Below are 21,591 nucleotides of genomic sequence, written 5' to 3' on the forward strand. Positions count from 1 at the left end.
CACCGGGGGGCGGGGCAGCAGGTCTCTGCCCACCGGGGCGGGGCAGAGCGCGACTGCTCGAGGAGCACGTGCTGACCTCCGGGAGCCCCGCCGGCGTCGGCACTTTGTGCACGAAGTGCCAGCTGCCCCGCGTCTCCCGAGTCTCTCGGGAGGCGCGGGGCAGCGGCGTTCCGGCGGGCGCCGGCTACGCGAGCGGTACCTCGGAGCGGCGGGCCGTCGGCGGCCGCCAGCCGGTGGTGTCGCGGCGGGGGGCCTCCTCGAGCGCCGGCTCCGCCGCGTCGGCGAAGGTGCCGCGGGCCGCCGCCAGGTCGGCCGGGTCGACGGTGATCGAGCGGAAGATCCCGTGGTCCAGCGCCGGGGCCAGGTCCGGGCGGGAGCCGTACACCTCGGCCTCCGCCGTCGCCACGGCGAAGACGCACGGGGTGCTGGCCGGCGAGCCGAGGTAGGGCTGGGAGGTCGCGCCGGCCATGGCGTGCCAGGGCAGGCCCATCGCGCGCACCAGCCGGTGCACCCGGTCGTCGAGGATGGTGACCATGCCGGGGACGCCGCAGTTGCGGGCGTACCGCCAGATGCCGTGGCACAGCGCGACGCTCACCTCGGCCCCGGCCGCGCCGGCGCGGTAGCGGGGGTCGACGGCGAGGCTGGCGACGTCCCACACCGTCCCGGGCTCCAGGTCGACGGTGGCCAGGCTCTCGGCGACCGGCAGGTGCCAGGGGGCGCCGGCGATGTCGAGCAGGGTCTTCACCGGGGTCGCGCCGTCGGTGATCAGCCGCGCGGTGCCCAGGGCGACGCCGCTCTCGTCGTCGATGACGGTGACGAACCGGGAGCGCTGCTCGAACGGGCCGTACTCCTGCGCCAGGAGCTCGGGGGTGTTGCCGAACGCCTGGAGGAAGACGTCGGCCTCGACCTGCCGCGCGGCCTCCCGCTCGGCCGGCGTGTGCGCGACCAGCAGCCGGAACGCCATCTCAGAAGCCCTTCGCCACGACGGTGCGGGCGTCGAAGAAGTCGGCGGTGAACGCCACCGCGACGTCCGGGTCGAACGCCTTGCAGGTGTAGATGTCCACGGAGAAGAACAGCCGCGGCTGCTCCCAGGCGTAGAAGTGCGCGCCCGAGGTCTCCCAGTGGATCCAGCCCGCCCAGCCGTACAGGTCGGAGCGGTGCGTCACCGGCTCGAGCAGCTGCACCATGTCCACCTCGCGGGAGAGCGCCGAGAGGTAGGTGCGGATCTGGGCGTCGTCCACGGGAGCGGCCGGGTAGCCCTCGATCACCAGGCGCTGGCGGAGGATCTCCGGGGCGAGGTCGCGCCAGGCGAGGGGGAGGGCGACCAGGTCAGAGGCAGGGGAGGGCGGCGTCACCCGCTCATAGTCCACATCCGGTAGCGGACAGTGTTCACCCAGGTCGGCGTGTCGCCCGGTCGTGCGTCACCCCGAGGGCGTCGTCCTGACCCGGAGGGGTCAGCCCGCGCTACCGCCCGTGTGCAGCTGCGGGATCAGCGCGCAGTCGAGGAGCCCGGAGTCCGAGGCGTCGAGCCAGTCGAGGAAGTCGTCGACCGGCATGGGCCGGGCGATCGCGTACCCCTGCGCGACGTCGCAGCCGAGGCGGGCGAGCGTGGCGCTGGTCGCCAGCGTCTCCACGCCCTCGGCGACCAGGCTCAGCCCGAGGGCGTGCGCGAGCGCGACGGTGCTCTGCACGATCGCGGCGGCCCGGGGGTCGCGGTCGACGTCGGCGGTGAGCGTGCGGTCCAGCTTCAGCTCGTCGGCGGGCAGGTGGCGCAGGTAGGCCAGCGAGCTGTAGCCGGTGCCGTAGTCGTCGATCGAGGTGCGGACGCCGGTGGCCCGCAGGTCGGCCAGCACCGTGCGGCCGCGCTCGGGGTCGGCCATGAGGGTGTCCTCGACCAGCTCCAGCGTGAGCGCCCGCGGGGGCAGGCCGTGCCGGTGCAGCGCCGCGGCCACCTTGCCGGCGAGGTCGAGGTCGGTGACGTTGGCCGCCGACAGGTTGACCGACACCGGGATCTCGCGCCCGGGCCACCAGCGGGCGGTCGCCTCCAGGGCGAGCTCGAGCACGCGGTCGGTGAGCGGGCGCAGCAGTCCGGCCTGCTCGGCGGCGGGCAGCAGGGCGGCGGGGGAGAGCAGCCCGCGGGTGGGGTGCTCCCAGCGGACCAGCGCCTCCGCACCCACGATGCGGCCGTCGCGCATGTCCATCTGCGGCTGCAGGAAGACCCGCAGCTCGTCGCCGGCCAGCGCCGTCCGCAGCTCCTCCATGGTGCGCAGCCGGTCGCTGCCGGCGGTGCCGGTGACCGGGTCGGGCACGTAGACGTGCACGCCCTCGCGGGCGCGCTTGGCGCTGTACATGGCGACGTCGGAGCAGTGCAGCAGCTCCTGCACGGTGCGCGCGGGCGCCGGGGTGGTGGTGACGCCGATGCTCACGCCCACGTGCAGCCGGACGTCGGCCACGGTGAAGGGGGCCAGCAGCAGGTCGCGCAGCCGGTCGGCCAGGGCGCGGGCCTCGGCGGTCGACGCGGCGGGCATGAGGACGGCGAACTCGTCGCCGCCGAGCCGGGCCAGCAGGTCGCCGGCCCGCAGCGAGCCGCGCAGCCGCGGCCCGATCTGCCGGAGCAGGTCGTCGCCGGCGGTGTGGCCGAGGCTGTCGTTGATCTCCTTGAACCCGTCGAGGTCGAGCAGCAGCAGGGCGGCGGGCCGCTCGGGGGTGGCCGCGGTGACGACGCGCTGCGCCCGCTCCAGCAGGGCGCGGCGGTTGGCGAGGCCGGTCAGCTCGTCGGTGCGCGACTCGAGCACCACCTGGTTGTAGCCGCGCACCTCGCGGAAGGTGACCGCGATGCGGACGACGCCGGCCAGCACGCAGGCGATGGCCAGCCAGCCGGCGAGCTCGGGGACGGGCTGCGACCACGGGCTGAGCACGACGAGGCTGGCGCCCAGGCAGGCGAGCGGGACGGCGATCAGCCGCCAGCCGATGCGCGAGCCGCTGCTGCCCAGCCGGCGGGGCGGCTCGACGGCGCCGTCGGCGGCCCAGGCGGCCAGGATCACCGAGAGCAGCCAGCCGAGCTCCAGCGGCCCGCCGTCGACGTAGGTGCCCCGCACCTTGAGGGCGAACAGGATCAGGTCGGAGACGGCGATCATGCCCAGCGCCGCACCGAGCAGCACGAAGGTGCGGTCCAGGCGCACGCCGAGGATGCCGCCGACGGCCATGACGACGGCGATGAGCAGCACCGTGGTGATCGGGGCCATGAGGTCGACGGCCGCGATCGGCTTCTCGCCGGGGTCGGTGAGCAGGTAGGGGCCCAGCAGGAAGGCGACGCCGGCGGAGAGGCTGCCGAGGGCGGCGACGACGCCGTCGAGCCACATGCTGGGGTGGAAGCGCGGCACCCGGGCGCGGATGAGCACGACGACCGGCACGTACATGGCCAGGTAGGCCGCGAACATGACGCCGTGGCTGAGCGTGGAGGCCGGTTCGTTGCCCTGCAGGCCCGAGGAGAGCACCCGCAGCGCGTTGCCGAGGGCGCCGAGGACGAGCGCGCCGCCCAGCGCGGCCCAGGCGAGCCGCTCGGTGCGCACCCGGCGCGCGGTCAGCAGGCAGGCCGCGGCGGCGGCGAGGTAGGGCAGGTTGTAGAGGACGACGTCGTACGCGCGGTCCCAGGCCGCGCCGGCGGGCCGCGGCCCGATGCCGGTGGCGTAGAGCGCGGTGAGGCCGATCGCCAGCAGCAGCGCACGCCCGGGACGGCGACGCGTGGTCGCCGTCTGCTGCTGGTCCATGGAAGAGGGCATCGGCCGCGGGGCGGCTGTTCTTCAGTGCCGCGTGGGCGGGCTCACCCCGTGGGGGGAGCCGTCCCGTCACGGGCGGGCCCGCGGCTGCCGATGAGTGCGGTGTGGAGCGAACGCGCGAGCAGGACTCGGCGACGGTGGAGCGGATGAGCGCCACGACCCCCTTCCGCACCGGGTCGGCGGAGAGCTACGGCCGGCACGCTGCCCCGCCGTCGGCGTACGGGCCGGCCGATGTGCACCGCCTGCCGCCGGTGTCGCTCAGCCGCCTGCAGGTGGCCGAGGAGGCCGGGGACGACGCCGAGGACGCCGCCCCCGCGCGTGCGGAGGGCGAGACGCCGGAGAGCAGCAGCGGCTTCTGGGCCCGGCTGCGCCTGCTGCCCAAGGCGGCGTAGCGGCCCGTCACCGGCAGACGGGGACGGCGAGGTCGGTGTTGTGCAGGTACGGCCCACCCGGCGGGTCGCCGTTCATGTAGGAGTTCGCCGGCGTCCAGAGGCCGTTCCAGGGCTCGGTCTCGATGAGGTACCAGAAGCCGTCGGGGCTGACGCTGGGCACGCTCGGCGCGTAGTAGCGGCAGCGCACGTGGATCGTGGTGTGCGGCGGGACCGGTGCGCCCCGCCCGGAGAGCGTGCGCGGGTCGGCGAAGGTGTTGGCGCCGATGCTGCCGGCCTCCTCCTCGACGAGGGTGCCGTCGCCGGTGCTGGGCAGCGGGAGGTCGACCAGGTCGGTGGCGCCGATCGTCGGGTCCGCTGCCGTCGGCGCCGCCGTGCCGCGCTCGCCGATCAGGACGGCGGTCAGCGCGGAGGAGAGGACGGCGGTGAGCACCAGGGCGGCCGCCACCAGCGCCCAGGGCGGCAGCCGGCGGCGGGTCGGCGCAGGCTCCGCGGCCGGGTCCACCTCCAGCACGAGGCCGGCCGCGGTGGCGCCGCGGTAGGGGCCGCAGGAGTCGACGAGCGCCGGCACACCGGCGGCCTGGGGGTAGCCGGGCAGTTCGGCGCGCGCCCAGGCGTCCAGGTCGCGGACGGCGCCGGTGACCTTGGTGCGGGGGTAGCTGCCGGCCATCCAGTTGTCGAGGGTGCGGGCGCTGACCAGGCCGCCGCTGCGCGTGACGAGCTGGTCCTTCCCGCCCGCCGAGGCGATCAGCCAGCCCACCTGGGTGACGAAGGGGTCGGTGGCCGCCTCGTCGCTCGTCTCGCTCATCGGCACCCCCGTGCTCCGGAACTGGTCCGGGCAACCTAGCGCAGCGGGCGAACCCGCAGGTGGAGGCGGCGCAGATCGGCCTGCGCCCAATCTGCGCCCCTCCTTCGTTGCCCGTGGGCGGCGGCGCCGGGTTCAGTGGCGGAGGCGCGCGACCCCGATCCGGACGGGGGCAGCGCGCACCCCACCGCCCGCACGTGGGCCGACCGCGCACGGGGGTGGTCGGCCCGTGACGGCGGTGCGGGCGCAGCGGCCGTGACCCCGCCGCTGCGCCCACCGGTCCGGGTGGGGAGCTCCGCTCGCCCGTCCCCGGTGGTGGGCGTCCCCCAGCACGCTGACGCCGGGGGCACCTGCCGCCGAAACAGTGATGTCGGTCACCATCTGCTGCGCGCGATCGGTACCGGTTGCCGGGTCGGACACCTGGCGCAGGCCGGGGGGCAGGCCCTCGGTACGCCTGCTGGTCGCCGGCCGGACCGGCCGGCGGGGTCCGGGTCCACCTCCCGGACGGCGCCGCGCAGGATCCCGCCCACCCGTGCCGGCGGCGCTGCGGGGTCGACCTGCCGGTGGCGATGCGGTGCGCGCCACCGTCCGCGCACCCGTCCGGCCGCAGGCCAGGCTCGCGCGGCCCTCACCAGCGGTTTCCCGGTCCGGGGTGGCGTGGGGCCCCGCACACCCCGGCCCTCGGAATGGCCTGCGCGAGCCATTCGATGAGCAGTGCGAGGAATGGTCCACCTGCGCCGCATGAATGGCTCCACCCGGCCCCGAACGTGCTGACGGACAGTGACCACGCCTGGTGTCGAGATGTGGACTGCCGGGCGAAAACGCACGTCACCGCCTCGTGACGGTCCGTCATGCTGACTCAGAGTGACCGATTGCATTCGGAAAGATGTGGGGCCTGAACCCTTCTCCCGCCACCGCGACCGCCTTATGTTCGTCTCGTCCGCTCGCCGTCCGCACGGCGACAAGGGCGGCAGGAATTCGCATCACCGTGGGGTCGCGGCGCACGAGCCGGGCCGGCACGGCCTCCGGGGGGATCCGTTGGGCACAGAAGCAATCGGGCGCGTCGACGCGCGCCCCGTGGACGCGCGCACCCGTCCCGCGGAGCCGGTGGCGACGCGCGCGCCGGAGATCCCCCGGCAGTACCGCTTCGAGGCGAACGCCGCGGTGCTGGACCGCCCGGGAACGGCAGCGGAGCCCCGCGTCCTCCCGGCGGAGCGCCGGCCCCGGGTCACGGTGGTCATCCCGGCGCACGACGAGGAGGTCGGCTTCGCGCAGACGATCGCCAGCCTGCGCCGGCAGACCATGCCGCCCCAGCGCATCCTCGTCGCGGCCGACAACTGCACCGACGGCACGGTGGAGATCGCCCGGGCGCTGGGCGTCGACGTGCTGGAGACCCAGGGCAACACCGCCAAGAAGGCGGGGGCGCTGAACCAGGGGCTGGCGCGGGTGCTCGCGGCGCTGGAGCCGGACGACGTCGTCCTGTCGATGGACGCCGACAGCCGGCTGAGCCCGGACTTCATCGAGCGCGGGATGCGCTACTTCGAGGCCTACCGGCGGCGGGGCGGCATCAGCGGCTCCTACGAGGCCGCCGACCACCCCTCGCGGATCGGCCTGCTGCAGAAGATCGAGTACGCCCAGGGCCTGCGCACGGTGCACCGGCGCGGCGGGCGGATCCACGTGCTGTCCGGCGCCGCCACCATGTTCACAGCCGAGGCGCTGCGGGCCGTGGCCCGCGCCCGTGGCACGGCGCTGCTGCCCGGCGTGCCGGGGCAGATCTACCACGAGGCCTCGCTCACCGAGGACTACGAGCTCACCGTCGCCCTGCAGCGGCTCGGCTACGACCCCCGGTGCGCGGCGGACTGCCGGGTGGTCACCGACATCATGCCGACCTGGTCGGACTGGCGGACCCAGCGGCTGCGCTGGCAGCGGGGGACGCTCGAGACGCTGATGACGTACGGCTTCGTCGAGCACACCCGCAAGGCGTGGCTGGTGCAGGCGTGGACGTACTTCCGCAGCCTCGTGCCGCTGCTCATGGTCGCGGCCTGGTCGTACGCGCTGGCCCTCGAGGAGCCCTCGCTGCACCTGATCTGGCTGGCGATCATCCCCGTCTTCGTCCTCGACCAGGTGCTCGCGTCGTGGAAGGCGGGCCGCCGGGGCCGCGTCTACGCGGCGTTCCTGCTGCCGATGGTCGTCTACGACATGGCGCAGGCGGTCGTGAACTGGCAGGCCCTGTCCCGCGCGCTGCACGGCGCCGAGCCCGAGTGGATCACCTGATGGACGCCGGTTTCCCCGCCCTGCTCGAGCAGGTCAGCCACGACGGGTTCATGGGCGCCACCGCCGTGCTGACGGCGGTGACGGTGCTGATGCTCGGCCTGGCGGTGCGGCGCATCCTGCCGAAGGACGACCGGGACGACACCCTGCCGTCGCGGGAGCAGGGGCGCCGGTGACCGTCACCTCCCCCGCGCCGACCGGTGCCTACCGGGCGCCGCACTGGCACGACGCGCTGCTGCTGAGCCTGCCCCCGCGCCTCGTCCGCCCGGCCACCCGGCGGTGGATCACCCGGCTGCCGCTGGTGCTGACCGGTGTCGTGCTCGCGGCGCTGGCGCTGCGGCTGCGCAACGGCGCCTCGGCCGAGGAGGCGCTCGCGGTCAACACCGGCCGCGACCTGATCGCGCAGTGGGTCACCGGGGCCCCGGCGGCGGTGCCCCGGGACGCGCTGCCCGGCGCCCCGTTCCTCCACCCGGTGCTGGCCGCCGCGCTCGACAGCGTCGGCGGGCTGTTCCTGGTCCGTGCGTTCGGGCTGGCCTGCGTGCTGGCGGCGATGGTGCTGCTGGCCGGCGCGGTGGCGGCGCGGTTCCCGCACCGGGCGGGTGTGCTCGCGGCGCTCGCCTTCGCGCTCAGCGCGCCGGTGGTCGTCGTCGCCGGGCTCGGGACGGCGGACGCGGTGGCGCTGGCCGGCCTGGCCGCGGCGCTCTGGGCGCTGGCGGCGCGCAGCGGTACCGCCTCGGCGGTGGGCGCGGGCGCCCTGCTCGCGCTGGTGCCGGTGCTCCACTACTCCACCGCGCTCCTGGTCCCGCTCGTGCTGGCCGCCGGGGCGGCGATGACCGGTGCCGGTGCGCTCCGGCGGACGGCGCTCGCCGGCGGCACGGCGGCGCTCCTGACCGGCGCGGTGCACCTGGCCGGGCTGGGCCCGGGTGCCCGCGCCTGGACCGACCTGGTGGGCGTCGTGCCGCTCAGCCCGCACCCGTGGACGGGGCTGGCCGGCTGGCTGGTGCTCGACCTCGGCATCCTCGCCGTGCTCGCCGTCGTCGGGGCGCTGGGGCTGCTCGGGGCGGGGCGCTCGCAGGCGATGCTGGCCGTGGCGCTGCTCGGCGGGGGTGCCCTGTTCCCGGCCGCGCAGCTGTGGACGGGCTCGGCGGTGGCGTTCGACCGCCACCTGGCGTACTCGGCGTTCTTCCTGGCGCCGCTCGCCGGGCTCGCCCTGACCCGGATGTCGCGGGGGACGTGGCGGCTCGGGCCGGTGCTGCTGCTCCTGCCGGTGCTGGTGCTGTTCGGCGTCTCCCGGTCGGGGACGGCGTACGCGGCGTGGCCGGACGTCCGGCCGGTCGTCACCCAGCTGCTGGCCGACCCGGTGCCGGGCACCTACCTGGCCAGCGGCACCGCCGCGGAGGCGCTCGCCTACCACCTGGGCGACCAGCCCGGCGTGCGGTGGGAGGACACCTACGGCCTCTACGCCCGTGGTGAGGACGCCGTCCGGGTGGCGGTCGAGGACCTGCGCTACTCGACGATCGTCCTGCACTCCGCGAGCACCGGCTCGCCGGCGGAGGACGCGCTGGAGGACGTCGTGCTGACCGCGCTGCACGACAACTACACCGACTACGAGCTGGTGGCGGCGATCCCCGCCTCGGGGGTGGCCGACGCCGACGTGTGGCTGGTCTACCAGCAGGTGGGCCGGTGAGCCGCTGGCGGCGGCCGCTGCTCGTCGCGCTCGCGGTCCTGCTCGGGCTCACCGTCGCCGGCCACCGGGTGGTCTCCGACGTGCGCAGCAGCGCGGCGACCTCGGCCGACCGGCTGCCCTCGGGTGGGCCGGTGGAGCTCCGGCCGCTGACCAGCGACTGCTCCGGCGGGCACGTCGTGCTCAGCTTCGACGACGGGCCGCGGCAGCACACCGGCGAGCTGCTCGACCGGCTGCGCGACCTCGGGCTGACCGCCGTCTTCTTCTGGAGCGGGCACAACATCGAGGGGCGGGGCGAGCTCGTCCGGCGGGCCGTCGCCGAGGGGCACCTGCTGGGCAACCACACCCAGTCGCACGCGGACCTGACCACCGGGGAGCTGCCCTCGGGCGAGCGGGTGACGCCGTGGGGGGACGCGCAGATCCGCGAGGAGCTGCGGCGGGCCAGCGAGCTGCTGGTGGCCAAGGGCGCCCCCGAGCCGGAGCTCTACCGGCCGCCGTACGGGGCGGTGAACCAGCAGGTGGACTACGTGGCGCGGGAGCTCGGGCTGCGGCTGGTCATGTCCTTCGGCCGGGACGCGAGCGACGGCCTGGTCGACTCCCACGACACCGAGGGCATCTCCGCCGAGGAGATCGCGGCCAACGTGATCGGGCCGATGCGGGACGGCTCGATCATCACGATGCACGACGGTCTGGGGCAGGCGACGCTGAACTCGATCGCGGCCCTGCAGCCGATCGTCGACGCGATGAACGAGCGGGGGCTCTGCGCCACCACCGAGGTGCGGCCCGACGCGACCGGCCGGATGCTCGAGCCCGGGGCGTCGGGGGCTCAGGTGCCGAGTTCGGCGCCGAAGGCCTCGGCGAACGGGTAGCCCCGGGCGGCCTCGATCGTCATGTCCCAGACGTAGGCGCCGCGGACGCGGATGCCGGCGTCGGCCAGGGTGCGGTAGGCGGCGAGGTACTCCTCGACCGGCATCTGCCCGGGGTCGCCGAGCGCGGAGCCGGCGTAGGTGGTGCCGATGGCGAAGCGGGACGGCTCCAGGCCGCCGTCGACCAGCCGCCGCGCCGTCGCGACGATGTCGGCCCGGCGCTCGGCCGCGGTCTGGGCGAAGTCGTAGAACTGGGGCCCGTAGAGGTCGCAGACCCGGCCGCGCCAGGTGCGGCCGTCGACGGTGGCCTCGCCCTCGGCCAGGGCGAACTCCTCGTACAGGCGCAGCCCGGGCTCAGCGGAGACGGTGACGGCGAAGTCGGCTCCCCGGCTCGCCTTCAGCCGGGCACTGGCGCTGACGAGGGCCGCCAGGTCGGTGCCCGCCCCGCCCTGCTCGAGGTCCCAGTCGACGCCGTCGCAGCCGTAGTCGTCGCAGATCCGCTCGACGCTGCCGACGACCTCGTCGACCTGCTCGTCGGTGCGGACGACGATCCCGCCGTCGACCGCGCCGCCGACGGAGAGCAGCACGGCGGCGCCCCGGGCCTGCACGGCGGCGATGTCGGCCCGGAGCTGCTCGGGGGAGACGCCGCTGCCCTGGTCGGGGTCGAACTGCAGCCGGCCGGTGCCGGGCTGCGCGCTGGTGGCGAAGGCGAGGAAGAAGACGGTGACCCGGTCGCTGGCGGTGGTCAGCCGGGGTGATCCGTCGGCCCGCCAGTACTCGGCGACGACGGCGCGGGGGAGCGGGTCGACCGTGCCCGGCTCACCTGAGGAACGCACGGCGACGACGACTCCGATCGTGACGGCCAGCGCCAGCACCCCGACGAGGGCCGGCACCGCGGCGCGGCGCAGGCTGGAGGGCACTGGCACGGCTCGAGCCCTCCCGACGTCGCTGCGGCAGGGTTGGTGCCGCTGCCGGAGTCTGCCTCAGACGAGGCCGCTGTCGATCGACTGCTGCCAGGCCATCTCGTCGATGACGGCGCGCTTCTCGACGTCGTCGAAGCGGACGTCCTTCCACCGCCGGCGCTCCTCGCCGAGGGGGCCGCCGCGGTGCCACTCGCCCTTGCGGGTCAGGAACCAGGAGCGGCCGTGGTAGCCGGTGCCCTCGAAGGCCCAGCCGGTGAGCCGGGTGAGGCCGGTGCGCCGGGTCTCGGGCTCGCGGGCGTAGGGGAGGAGGTAGAGGCAGACGTCGGTGAACTCCGCCGCGGTGAGCCGGCGCAGCACGTGCACCGCGGAGCGGACCTGCTGCTCGGTGCGGCGGTCGTCGCGGGCGTGGAGCAGCCAGAGGGCGTCCTCGTCGGCGAGGTCGAGCAGGGTGGTGCGCTGCCGGAGGCGCTCGGCCTCGGCGGCGGCGGCCTCCTCGGCGCGGCGCTGCTCCTCGGCGGCGGCGGCCGCGCGGGCGCGCAGCCGGGCGTTGGCCAGGTCGCGGTCGCAGACGCGCCAGCCCTGCCACAGGTCGGAGTGGTCGGCGCAGACGGCCTTCGTGCACTCGGTGCACTCACCGATGGCCGGATCGCCGCAGCGGCAGGTGGCGCCGTCGTCGTCGCGGGTCTGGATGTAGACCGTGCCGCAGCGGCGGGTTTCGCCGGGTGACGGAACTACCGCGGACTCCCCGCCGGCGGGCACGAGATGCTCGATGCGGACGTCGGCGTCGCACCGCCAGTAGCCGGTCAGGATCTGCGTGCGCGTGGCCGTCGCCCCACAGGAGGGACAAGGCATGCTCGCGAGGGTAGAAGGCGCGACAGCCTGCGTGCATGACGCGCAACACGTGTCGCCCATCGACGCGCACATGAATCACGGAAGGCCCAAGTGCAGCGTCACCCAGGCCCGCCCTTGGGTTGGAGCGACGTGGTCAGGGGTCTGCGTGGTCGCTCGGCCGGCGCGTCAGACGGCCAAGAAGGAGCCGCGTACGACGCCAACGCCCGCGAGGCGGCGGTGCCCGCCGCTGGTGGATTGGATGCCGGCCTCTGACTTCACCCGGCTATGCGGTACCCGGCTTCCAGGTCTGAGGCGAAGTTGGAGTAGCTGGAATGTGATCCCGAAGGTGACGTCCCGCCGGGTGGTGTAAGTCCGGGCCACTGACCGCGTGGGTGATCACGTGCGAGGGGCCATCGTGTGATGGTCAGCGAGACCACGCCAATGCACCGCGGTGATCGGCGCCGCCCCGCACGAGCGGACCGAGACCCGCACCGCGCAGCGCAACGGCTTTCGCGCCCGCACGTTGACCACCACGGCCGGGGATCTGGAGCTGCGGATCCCGAAGCTGCGCGCCGGGTCGTTCTTCCCCTCGCTGCTGGAACGGCGCCGGCGGATCGATCAGGCGCTGTTCGCGGTGGTGATGGAGGCCTATCTGCACGGCGTCTCAACCCGCAAGGTCGATGACCTGGTCAAGGCCCTCGGCGCGGACACCGGCATCTCCAAGTCCGAGGTCTCCCGGATCTGCGCCGATCTGGACGCCGAAGTGGGTGCTTTCCGGGATCGGTCGCTGGCCGAGCAGGCCTTCCCGTACGTGTTCCTCGACGCCACCTACTGCAAGGCGCGGGTCAACCGGCGGGTGGTCTCCCAGGCGGTGGTGATCGCCACCGGCGTCACGGCCGACGGGCACCGCGAGGTGCTCGGCTTCGCCGTCGGCGACAGCGAGGACGGGGCGTTCTGGACGGCGTTCCTGCGCTCGTTGAAGGCCCGCGGGCTGGCCGGCACCCAGCTGGTCATCTCCGACGCGCACACCGGGCTGAAGGCCGCGATCGCCGCGGTCATGATCGGCGCCGCCTGGCAGCGATGCCGGGTGCACTTCATGCGCAACGTGCTCGCCCGCGTCCCGAAGGGCAACAGCGAGATGGTCGCCGCCGCGATCCGCACCATCTTCGCCCAGCCCGACGCCGAACACGTGCACTCCCAACTCGACGTGATCGCCGGCATGCTCGGCCGACAACTCCCGCAGGTCGAGGCCATGCTGCGGGAGGCCAAGGACGATCTGCTCGCCTTCACCGCGTTCCCGGTCGCGCACTGGAAGAAGATCTGGTCGACCAATCCGCTGGAACGCGTCAACAAGGAGATCAAGCGCCGCACCGACGTCGTCGGCGTCTTCCCCAACCCCGAGGCCCTGCTCCGCCTGGCCGGCGCGGTGCTGGTCGAGGCGCACGACGAATGGCAGGTCACCGACCGCCGCTACCTCTCCGAAGGCTCCATGGCCCTGCTCAACCAGCCCACCCCACCGGCGAAGGAGGTGGCGCAACCGGCACTGATCGCGTCATAGTCACCACACCGCTGACCATTCCACCAGTTGCGGTGATCCGCACCCCTGCTGCCGGCAACTAATGTCTCGTCGTGACCTTCGTGCCCAAGCGAGTACTGGCGACCGCCTCGGGGCTGTTCCTTCTCGGCCCCGTCCTGCCACCACTCCTGGCGCTCGTGGACGGCGCCATCCGAGCTCGCGAAGGTAGGGCGATCCGACCCGTCCCGCTTCCGCCGGATCCGCTCGTCGAGGTTGTCGTACCGGCGTACCTAGAGGCGGGCATCATAGAAACCACGATCCTGCAACTACGCACATCGCTGCGACGAGTCGGAGTGCGGCACCGTCTTCACGTCGTGGCTAGTGACCTTGATACGGCGACTGCCGCCCGTCGGGTGGCCGATGCCGTGACCGTCACCGGGCGGGTCGGTAAGGCCGCTGCAGTGAATGCAGCCGTCCAAGCTTCGGGGGCTGATGTCATCGTCTTGACCGACGCAAACTGCGAAATCCATCCCACCAATTGGCCCGAACACGTGCTGACGGAACTTCGCGAGTCGGCGCTAGTGAGCGCGAACAAGCGCGAGCGAGGCGCGCGGGACTCCCTCTACTGGATGTACGAGGCCCTCATCAAGAAGCAAAGCGCCCATGAGTCACTCAGTGTGGTCGGCGAATTCTTAGCCTTTCGCCGCCAGGATTTCAGGCCGATCCCCAACGTGATCCTTGATGATGCCTGGCTGGCAGCGGACTTTCACTCTCGAGGCTTGAAAGTTGTGGTCTCGCAAACGCTGTCAACAATCGAGGATGAGGCGGATGGTCCAGCACAGTGGGATCGCCGGGTTCGTATGGTCGAGGGGCAATTCGCCGAGGGGCTAGCGCGGGTGCCGACGCTACTCAAGTCCAGAACTGGTCGCTACTACGTTGCGCACAAGCTGTATCGACTAACACTGGGCGCTGCCGCCTTCTGGGTGGCGGCCGGCAGCCTCGCTCGCCTATTGCCATGGTCGCTCAAACCGATCGTCCCGCTAGCCCTTACTGCTGCCGTGACCAGCTATCGCGGTGATCGGATTCCACCTGAACCACTAAGAACTGCCTGTGCCGCGATTGCGCTGCAGGCTGTTCCCGTTGCGGCCAGCGTTCGACTTATCCGCCGCCGACTGCGTGGCGATACGGAAGGCAACCTCTGGGCGAAGGTCGCACGATGACGCCGCTTGAAGCGGACGGCGGGGCCCGGGACCAGCGGCCGTCACGGGTCGCGTGCAGACGAGTCCTGTACTTCAACGTCCACGACTCGGAATACCCTAGGAATAGACTGGTCCGCAACTATCTGATTCGCCATGGCTACTCCGTCACCTACACCCCGAAATCGACACGAGGTGGCATTACAAAACGGACGTGGCTAGACCTTTCGCAGCTATGGGTGGGATCTAGGGGAGTTCGAGTGATCGTTGTCTCGGAGTTCTCGCTTCGTTATGCCCTCCCTGCATGGGTCGTGAGTAAGTGGCGCGGTGCAACCCTTGCGGTCGACGGGTTTGTTGGGCTTTACGAGACTTGGATCTCCGACGTGGGGGCCTACAGCCGATTCGGGCTCCGAGCTTTGGCATACCGTCTCATAGATAGTCTGGCGCGCCTCGTGCCCGACTACTTCCTTGTCGATACCGAAGTCCGCGCGTCTGATGCCGCCCGAAGAACGTCATCACGAACAAGCGTTGTTTCCCTACCTGTTGGCTCTCCCCGAGAGTGGCCGACGCCGACCGCCTTGAGGGAGTCTACTAATGTCCTCACCGTTCTTTACTATGGAAACTACATCCACTTGCATGGGGTTGATACGCTCGTCGAGGCTGTAGCTCGCGCCGCGCCACACATCCCCATTCGCCTAACGTTGTTGGGCAACGGGAGCCTGCGTCCCGAGATCGAGCACCTTGTTCGATCTCATGCCCTGCACCCGTTGACGACATTCCTGGATCCCGTGCCGGAAGCGGAGCTGCCTTCAATAATTGCAGAACATCAACTCGTCGCCGGCATATTCGGCTCTTCACCGAAAGCATCCACTGTCATAGCGAATAAGGTTTGGCAGGGGCTGGCGTGTGGGCGGCGCGTAATCACGCGTTCAAGTGCAGCCCTCGACGAGATCGCACCTCTAGTAGGGAACCAGTTGGTGCAGGTACCGCCCGCGGACGCCGGCGCCCTAGCCTCCGCATTGATTCTCGCTGCCCAGGACGCGGGTAATACATATCCGGAGGCCCGCAGACGGCTCGATGAGTACGTCGATGAGCGCTTCGCTGACTTCCTTCGAAAGCTGTCGGTCCATACCGCGAGGTCGTCTAATGTTTCCTGAGTCACGCGACATCAGGGCGCTGGTCATCGCTGCGACTGGGCGGACCGGCGGAGCCGAGCGCTACATCGCCCGCCTTTATGGCGGCCTGGCGACGCGGGGTATTCATGGAAGCCTGTTAGGCGAACTTCCAGAGTGGCAGCAGACGGGGCTGATGTCCTTATCGCCAGCACTTGGGCCGAAGTGGGAACCTTCAACACTGCCAACGGGGCTTGTGCGTCTACCGCTAGAGCGCCGCCGTGTTGCACGAGCCATCGGACGACTGGACTTCGATCTCACGCACATGCACTTCAAGCGGGAACAGGTAGGCCTAACGGACATAGCGAGCAGGCGTGGTCCCGTCATATGGACCGAGCACGGAAGATTGTCGCAGTCGCTTTACGGCCGCGCGATGGGGAAAGCGTACCGACGCGCCGCCGAACGCGTGGCCGCGATTACCTGCGTCAGCGCCTTAGTGGCTGACAGCGTCCGAGATGTGGTGCACTCCAACGTACGCGTGGAAGTGATCGAGAACTCAGTCGACACGCAGCAGTTCACTTTCGTAACGGAGGCTGAGCGTCATAGCGCGCGTGAATCTCTCGCGATTCAATCATCAAAAACGATCGCATCGTTCGTAGGACGACTAGTGTCGAGCAAGCGTCCGCTGCTAGCTCGGCGTCTTATCGAGGACGTGGCTGGCACCTTGTTGGTTGCAGGAGATGGTCCGGAGTCTCGAAGCCTGAACTCAGGTAGTAGCGAGGGCTCAATCCGGCTGCTCGGTGACGTGCCGGATCCGCGAATCGTCTACCAGGCGTCGGACGTCCTCCTGTTTCTCTCGGATGGATCTGGAGAGGGGTTCCCGACAGTCCTACTTGAGGCGGCCGCCTGCGGCGTGCCAGTCGTCGGAACCGAGGATTGCGGTTTCGCCAGTGAGATTGAGGCAGCCGGAGGTGTGGTTGCTGCGCCCACCGTACGGGCGTTGAAGGAGGGTATGCAGGTAGTGCTAGACGACCGCGACCGGCGGGCTAGCGTTGCCCGCGAGTGGGCCTTGGACCATGATTCTAGGGGCTGGCTTGATGAGCACGTCCGCCTCTTTGTCGAGTTGGTTGGTCGGTAGTGAGCGAGAGTGTTGCACAGATTGCGTGGGCTACAGGGGGTATTGAGTGACCGTCGTGCCAGCCGCACGCTTGGGTCTGGACGAGAATTGCGTCCGTTACACGCCGGAAGTGCGAAGTGCCTATGTCGAACGCTTCGAGCGAGGGCCAAAGGTGCTCACGGTCTTCGGCAAGCGATTATACTTGGATGAGGCGGTCCTAGCTGCTGCTGAGCAGCCCTATGCGCAGGCCAGCGCGATTCGAACCGCTTGGTTACTGCTCAGTCGAGGGGTCGACCGGCTGGAGGTTCCCGAGCCTCTCTGGACACGCAAGATGGCGATGACGGCCATGCTCGCCGTGTGTGGCCGGCTGGGGGCGGCCTGGCGGAGGCGCAAAATCGTCGTGAGCACTTACTGTATTGAAAACGAAGATGCGTCGAGGCTCGCAAGACTTCCAACCTGGCTGCCCAGCCCGGTACGACGCTTTGCGCTTTGTCCTCCGTTGGCGCTGTTTCTCCTGCTGATTGACCGGTGGGCGTTCGGTACTTGCGCTGCGCGTCGGACATACGAGGGCGTCTTGGGGCCTCTGGCATCGGTGCTGCGGAAAAGGAGCACGACAGTGCTTCCGCTTCCCGAGTCGTGCGCATGTGCGCCAGATTCGGGCATGACCCGAGCGGGAAAAGTCATCTTCCTAGGGGCGCTGGAGGAAAGGAAGGGAGTCCCACTTCTACTGGCAAGCTGGCCCCATGTTAGAGTCAACTGCCCCGACGCTACCCTCACCGTTATAGGATCCGGTCCCCTCGAGCCCGCGGTTCGCGAATGGGCTTCCGGTCGGGACGAAGTCTCACTGCGGTCGAACGCATCGCGAAAAGACATACACCGGGACTTGCTCGAGTCGAGCGTCCTCGTACTTCTCTCTCAACCTGAAAGGTACTGGCGAGAGCAGATCGGGTTGCCGATCCTGGAAGGCATCTCTCACGGATGCCGCATAGTCACGACCGACCAGACTGGTATCGCCGACTGGCTTCAGGAAACTGGCCATGAGGTTGTTCCTCACACGGCGGATCCCAGCCAGGCCGCCGGAGCGATTGAGGCGGCGCTTCACGCGGGACCGTGGAATGGGCGGGGGACGTTGCCAAGTACGAATGGCCGTGCATCGGCAGCGGCGTGGATGTTCGCCTAATGCGAGTCGTGTACGCATACCCTGCCTCCCAGACGCGATCCCGACGCCATGGTTGGTGAGGCGCTCCGGCGTCGCATAGTCAGTACGAGCGGCTTCGCACTGGCCCCGACGCTAGGGGTGATCAGCCCCCTGATCGCTATCCCCGCCATCACCGCAACGTCTGGGGCGTCCGGTTGGGCTGCTATAGCCATCGGTCAGTCCATCGGGGCCGCTGTGAGCGTGGCAGTGGAGATGGGTTGGGGACTTACGGGTCCGCAACACGTCGCCCGCAGTGCATTGGTCGAGCGCGGGCCCCTCTACCGCTTGAGCGTGCTGACCAAGGCTGCAGTCTTTCTGGGAGCTGTGCCGTTGATGTTGCTTGTGGTTGTCACGGTGGGGTCGCCAGATTTGGCGGCGACCATGACCGCGGCCGCCAGCGCGGCGGCGGCGGGTTTGTCGCCAGCATGGTTCTTCACAGGCACCGCACAGCCGGCGCGGATTATCTACACCGAGTCTATCCCGCGAATGGTGGCCGCGGTCGCCGCCTCAATCGTGCTACTTCTCGGCGCGCCGTTATGGTCGTACGGTGCCCTCATGCTGGTCGGTACTACTGCCGCGCCAATCGCTGGATGGTGGATCGCCGGTCGTTCCAATGTAGATGTGCGCCTTGGTTTGGGACTTGTCTGGGTAAGCATGAAGAGACAGGCGTTGGCGCTCTCCGGTCGGGTAGCTAGCACCTTTTATCTGTCCCTGCCAACTGTGGTGCTAGCAGCGGTGGTGCCAAGCGTAGTCCCCGCTTTCGCAGCTGCTGACAGGCTCCAGCGGATGGGACTCACCGTGCTGGCGAGCGTTCCAGCCAGTCTTCAAAATTGGGTCGGAACGAGCGCCAACGAGCGGGTCCGCGCCGGTCGGCTACGCAAAGCCGTCTTGGCCAACGCCGCCATGGGACTCGTGGCAGGGGGAGCGTTCGCCATACTCGCGCCCACGGTGTCGTCACTCCTCTTCTCGAATCAGGTGGCGATCGAGTACTCCACGTCTTCTCTTTGTGCGGGAGTTATCGCCCTGACCTGTGTCTCACGTGTCACGGGAGGATTGGGACTTGTCAGTGTCGGCCGTATCGGGTGGCTGTCCGCGAGCGCCTTCGTGGGGGCAGTTGTCGGACCGGCTCTCGTTGCGTTCTTCGGCGTGTCGTACGGCGTCGACGGTGCCATCCTAGGGCTGATCCTCGCGGAGACATCGGTGCTTGCTGTCCAAGTAGCGGCTCTCCGCAATGGTTTGCGGGCAGCAACGTCCTAAGGATGCGTTACCGATCGCATCCCGATTGGAACTGGCGTCGTGTTGTCATGCGAGGCTTGAACGTAGAACGCCCAAAGTAGGCATGCGGTATGCACCTGCAGCAACGCCCCGGAAAGCAACAGCATAATGGCTAGTATGCCGACGCGGGCGGAGCCCTCAAGTCGGAGCCGCCAGGAAATGGCGGTCACAACCGTTGTCATTGCAATGGCCACGAGAATGCCGTACTCAATCGCAGCCTTCGCTGGCAACGGAAAGTTGCTTAGGATGCCTTGGGTGAGGGCAACGAACTCGGCGGAGCCTGGTCCTGCTCCAACGAGCGCCGTTAGTGGGGCATCTTCGATGAGGAGGTCTAATGATTCGTAGGGAGCGACGAAGCGAATGGCGCCGGACGTCTCGGCACTCCCAATCTCCCCAACGCGGCTCAGGACCAACTCGTTAAGGCCCAGATAGAACAATGCAAAGCTGCCTACCGCTAGAGCTGCGGTGGACATGGCGCGCGTCGTGAGAGTACCTCTCAAGAGCTCGTAGATGCACCCAGCAAGAAGCACTACTATGCCTGTTCCGCCTCCCGTCGACACGAGGGCCACTACGAACAGTGGCAGAAGAGGCGGCCAGCGGCGAAGTGTCATCACAGCTGCTAATGCGAAGTACTGGGATGCGAAACTGGGTTCGAGGAAAAAGATCCCGTCGCTCTTCGTCACGCCAGCGCCATAGGCAAACTCATAAGCCTCCTGAAATCCCGTGAGTAGCCATCCATCAGGCAGCAACGAGATGGGGTCGAGGTCGTCCGGACTAGATGGCTGCGACCAGAATTGCCAAATGGCGAGTATGGCTGGCGGGACCATCGCGACCACGAAGAGGCGTGGCAAGTCAAACCGCGGCTCTCTGGTGGACTCCAGCGCGTATGACGGTGCGAACGGCGCCCATAGTGCAAATAACAGAAGCAGTGAAGCCATGGAGAAGCCCGCGTCGAGACTCGTCGCACTTGACAGTGATGCCACCAGTAGGACAAGCGCGGTCAGTGCCAGTACACATACGAGTCTACGGAATGGCATTCGAGCTGCGCCCGTGGCAACTAGTGTCGCTGCGCCTGCGAGGAGAGCGACGATGCCGAGTCCCACGTCTAAGCCGGGAACGGATATCCGCTGCAGGTAGATTGACGAGATCAATGCAATGACTGCAACAGTGTGCCGTCGCTTTGCGCCTACGTCTCCTGCGTCTCGGGACGCCAATACTATCGTCACGACCGGCGCCTTGGCCTCAGCTCGGAACCCGAGACGGGTCTCATTCAATGCCAGATCGTTTAGTGCTGGCATCCGCAACCGCCGCGACCAGTGGGCGAAGGGCGTTCGTCCACATGTAGGGCTCGGCCAGCGCCCGCGGTCCGGCACGAGGGCAATCCTTCCTGGCGAGGTCGAGGATGGCGTCCGCGAACGCCTCCGGCGAGTCGGAAAGGCGGAGGTGTTCGCCAGCGAGGTGCTCCAAGCCGAGAGCGCCCAAGGATGTAGCGACCACAGGTGTTCCGCAGCCGAGGGCCTCAAGGATCTTCAGGCGTGTGCCGCCGGCGGCAAGTAGTGGCGCAGTCGCGACACGCGCAGCCGCGACATAGGGGATTACGTCTGGAACATCCCGGATGACGTCGACGCGCTCGCTTGCGAGGCGTAGGACCTGAGGAGCTGGGGAGCGACCGATCAAGCGAAGTCGGAGCGCGGATCGTCGTTCAACTAAAGGCCATACCTCTTTGACGAGCCACTGAGCGGCGTCAATGTTCGGCTGCCATCCAAGATGTGCCACGAAGACGATCGAGTTGTCCCGACTGCCCTCGATGTGGAATGCGTCGCTCGACACCCCGTTAGGCGCCACGGTTATGAAGGGTGCCGGCGACCGCTCGCCCAGGCCCGCGTCGAGCAGTTCGCGATCTCTAGAACTCACGGTGGTGATGTGTGTGGTACCTCGTGGTAGGAATCGTTCCATGTGGCGTAGCCGGCGAGCCTCGTAGGATGCGATCGTTCGTCTCAGCATGTTGGGTGCGGACGAGGCGTAGTTCGCCATCAGCTCCGACTCGATGTTGTGCATATCCACAATAACCGGCGACGGAAGTATGTAGGCGTAGGGAAGTAGCTGAGTGAATTCCACCAGGGTTGCTACGTAGCGCCGTGTCGATCCTGCGGCGCTAAGCGCGGAAACTAGGCGGTGATCGAACCACCGCGCTGAGGACATACTGCCGGAGCGCGCATAGCGAATGGCGACGCGGCCCGCTGCAACCCAATCCCCCGCACTCGGCTTGCGCGCGGCCAGGCCTGTCGTATCTGCCGGAGGTGCCGACCGAGGGGCGAACGCGTCGACCGCGTACCCCGCGTGTCGCAACTCGTTGATGATGTTGTGAACTCGGAGGCTCCCACCATCTCGAGGATGCTCGAATCCTGGCTTCGAGAGAAGGAGTACGCGTGGCCGCCGGCCCGACTCGGGTGTCACGAACGTGCAGCTTAGTCGGTTGGCGAGTCGGCGGACGGGTGGTTAACGGGTGATATGGAAGGCTGTGCCATGACAGGTCACTCCTCGGAGGTGTGTCCGTGGGTGGCGCCCTGGCCTATTCTTCCGAGTGGGCCACTGGCGCGGGCGGCCTAGACGTCTTGTTCGGATTCAT

At 69.5% G+C, this 21,591-nt stretch carries 18 protein-coding genes and 1 pseudogene; 11 read left to right on the forward strand and 8 right to left on the reverse strand.

Features of this window, described 5'->3' with window-relative positions:
• Nucleotides 1–184 precede the first annotated feature (184 nt).
• The 3 genes from E9549_RS13760 to E9549_RS13770 all read right to left on the reverse strand — a co-directional run bounded on the left by E9549_RS13760 (nt 185) and on the right by E9549_RS13770 (nt 3,770).
• Nucleotides 185–964, reverse strand: a complete 780-nt coding sequence (locus E9549_RS13760) for a hypothetical protein (protein WP_236827111.1) — start codon at nt 962–964, stop codon at nt 185–187.
• 1 nt (nt 965) lies between these two features.
• Nucleotides 966–1,355 carry an S-adenosylmethionine decarboxylase gene (locus E9549_RS13765; protein ID WP_236827112.1) on the reverse strand — a complete coding sequence of 130 codons (390 nt, stop codon included), beginning with the start codon at nt 1,353–1,355 and terminating at the stop codon, nt 966–968.
• A gap of 99 nt (nt 1,356–1,454) precedes the next feature.
• Nucleotides 1,455–3,770, reverse strand: coding sequence for a bifunctional diguanylate cyclase/phosphodiesterase (locus tag E9549_RS13770; RefSeq protein ID WP_236827113.1), 2,316 nt, complete (start codon nt 3,768–3,770; stop codon nt 1,455–1,457).
• 155 nt (nt 3,771–3,925) lie between these two features.
• Between E9549_RS13770 and E9549_RS13775 the strand changes: the two genes are divergently transcribed.
• Nucleotides 3,926–4,171, forward strand: a complete 246-nt coding sequence (locus E9549_RS13775; protein WP_236827114.1) for a hypothetical protein — start codon at nt 3,926–3,928, stop codon at nt 4,169–4,171.
• A gap of 7 nt (nt 4,172–4,178) precedes the next feature.
• On the opposite strand, the gene E9549_RS13780 is transcribed toward E9549_RS13775, so the two are convergent.
• A complete protein-coding gene (locus E9549_RS13780) occupies nt 4,179–4,976 on the reverse strand; it encodes a hypothetical protein (RefSeq protein WP_236827115.1) in 798 nt (265 codons plus the stop codon).
• Between the two features lie 1,074 nt (nt 4,977–6,050).
• Between E9549_RS13780 and E9549_RS13785 the strand changes: the two genes are divergently transcribed.
• Genes E9549_RS13785 through E9549_RS13800 form a run of 4 tightly spaced genes read left to right on the forward strand, consistent with a single transcriptional unit; the run spans nt 6,051 to nt 9,797 of the window.
• Nucleotides 6,051–7,247 carry a glycosyltransferase family 2 protein gene (locus tag E9549_RS13785; RefSeq protein ID WP_308113148.1) on the forward strand — a complete coding sequence of 399 codons (1,197 nt, stop codon included), beginning with the start codon at nt 6,051–6,053 and terminating at the stop codon, nt 7,245–7,247.
• Entirely contained in the window at nt 7,247–7,420 is a 174-nt protein-coding gene (locus E9549_RS13790; protein ID WP_236827116.1) for a hypothetical protein, read from the forward strand. Before E9549_RS13785 ends, E9549_RS13790 begins: the two co-directional genes overlap by 1 nt.
• The gene (locus E9549_RS13795) at nt 7,417–8,931 is read left to right on the forward strand and encodes a hypothetical protein (RefSeq protein WP_236827117.1); all 1,515 of its coding nucleotides are present in this window, start codon (nt 7,417–7,419) and stop codon (nt 8,929–8,931) included. Before E9549_RS13790 ends, E9549_RS13795 begins: the two co-directional genes overlap by 4 nt.
• The gene (locus E9549_RS13800; protein ID WP_236827118.1) at nt 8,928–9,797 is read left to right on the forward strand and encodes a polysaccharide deacetylase family protein; all 870 of its coding nucleotides are present in this window, start codon (nt 8,928–8,930) and stop codon (nt 9,795–9,797) included. The genes E9549_RS13795 and E9549_RS13800 overlap by 4 nt, the downstream gene beginning before the upstream one ends.
• On the opposite strand, the gene E9549_RS13805 is transcribed toward E9549_RS13800, so the two are convergent.
• Both E9549_RS13805 and E9549_RS13810 read right to left on the reverse strand, forming a co-directional pair.
• Nucleotides 9,755–10,720: a glycosyl hydrolase family 18 protein gene (locus E9549_RS13805; protein ID WP_236827119.1), complete on the reverse strand. Its 966-nt coding sequence runs from the start codon at nt 10,718–10,720 to the stop codon at nt 9,755–9,757. The genes E9549_RS13800 and E9549_RS13805 overlap by 43 nt on opposite strands.
• Nucleotides 10,721–10,777: 57 nt before the next feature.
• Nucleotides 10,778–11,569, reverse strand: coding sequence for a hypothetical protein (locus tag E9549_RS13810; RefSeq protein WP_236827120.1), 792 nt, complete (start codon nt 11,567–11,569; stop codon nt 10,778–10,780).
• A gap of 418 nt (nt 11,570–11,987) precedes the next feature.
• On the opposite strand from E9549_RS13810, the pseudogene E9549_RS13815 reads away from it, so the two are divergent.
• The 6 genes and pseudogenes from E9549_RS13815 to E9549_RS13835 form a co-directional block, all read left to right on the forward strand.
• A pseudogene (locus E9549_RS13815) lies at nt 11,988–13,106 on the forward strand (IS256 family transposase); the annotation flags it as partial.
• A 71-nt stretch (nt 13,107–13,177) separates the two neighbouring features.
• A complete protein-coding gene (locus tag E9549_RS13820) occupies nt 13,178–14,284 on the forward strand; it encodes a glycosyltransferase (protein ID WP_236827121.1) in 1,107 nt (368 codons plus the stop codon).
• Nucleotides 14,281–15,417, forward strand: coding sequence for a glycosyltransferase (locus E9549_RS13825; protein ID WP_236827122.1), 1,137 nt, complete (start codon nt 14,281–14,283; stop codon nt 15,415–15,417). The genes E9549_RS13820 and E9549_RS13825 overlap by 4 nt, the downstream gene beginning before the upstream one ends.
• A complete protein-coding gene (locus E9549_RS13830) occupies nt 15,407–16,510 on the forward strand; it encodes a glycosyltransferase family 4 protein (protein ID WP_236827123.1) in 1,104 nt (367 codons plus the stop codon). The genes E9549_RS13825 and E9549_RS13830 overlap by 11 nt, the downstream gene beginning before the upstream one ends.
• 640 nt (nt 16,511–17,150) lie before the next feature.
• Nucleotides 17,151–17,669 (forward strand): glycosyltransferase, encoded by a 519-nt coding sequence (locus tag E9549_RS24495; RefSeq protein ID WP_374201448.1) that lies wholly within the window; start codon nt 17,151–17,153, stop codon nt 17,667–17,669.
• A gap of 309 nt (nt 17,670–17,978) precedes the next feature.
• Nucleotides 17,979–18,944: a hypothetical protein gene (locus E9549_RS13835; protein WP_236827124.1), complete on the forward strand. Its 966-nt coding sequence runs from the start codon at nt 17,979–17,981 to the stop codon at nt 18,942–18,944.
• On the opposite strand, the gene E9549_RS13840 is transcribed toward E9549_RS13835, so the two are convergent.
• The gene (locus E9549_RS13840) at nt 18,941–19,645 is read right to left on the reverse strand and encodes a hypothetical protein (RefSeq protein ID WP_236827125.1); all 705 of its coding nucleotides are present in this window, start codon (nt 19,643–19,645) and stop codon (nt 18,941–18,943) included. The two genes, E9549_RS13835 and E9549_RS13840, sit on opposite strands and share 4 nt — an antisense overlap.
• Before the next feature lie 583 nt (nt 19,646–20,228).
• Nucleotides 20,229–21,080 carry a glycosyltransferase family 4 protein gene (locus E9549_RS13845; RefSeq protein WP_374201449.1) on the reverse strand — a complete coding sequence of 284 codons (852 nt, stop codon included), beginning with the start codon at nt 21,078–21,080 and terminating at the stop codon, nt 20,229–20,231.
• Between the last annotated feature and the right edge of the window lie 511 nt (nt 21,081–21,591).

It is taken from the genome of Blastococcus sp. MG754426, assembly GCF_021699055.1.
Taxonomy (GTDB): Bacteria; Actinomycetota; Actinomycetes; order Mycobacteriales; family Geodermatophilaceae; genus Blastococcus.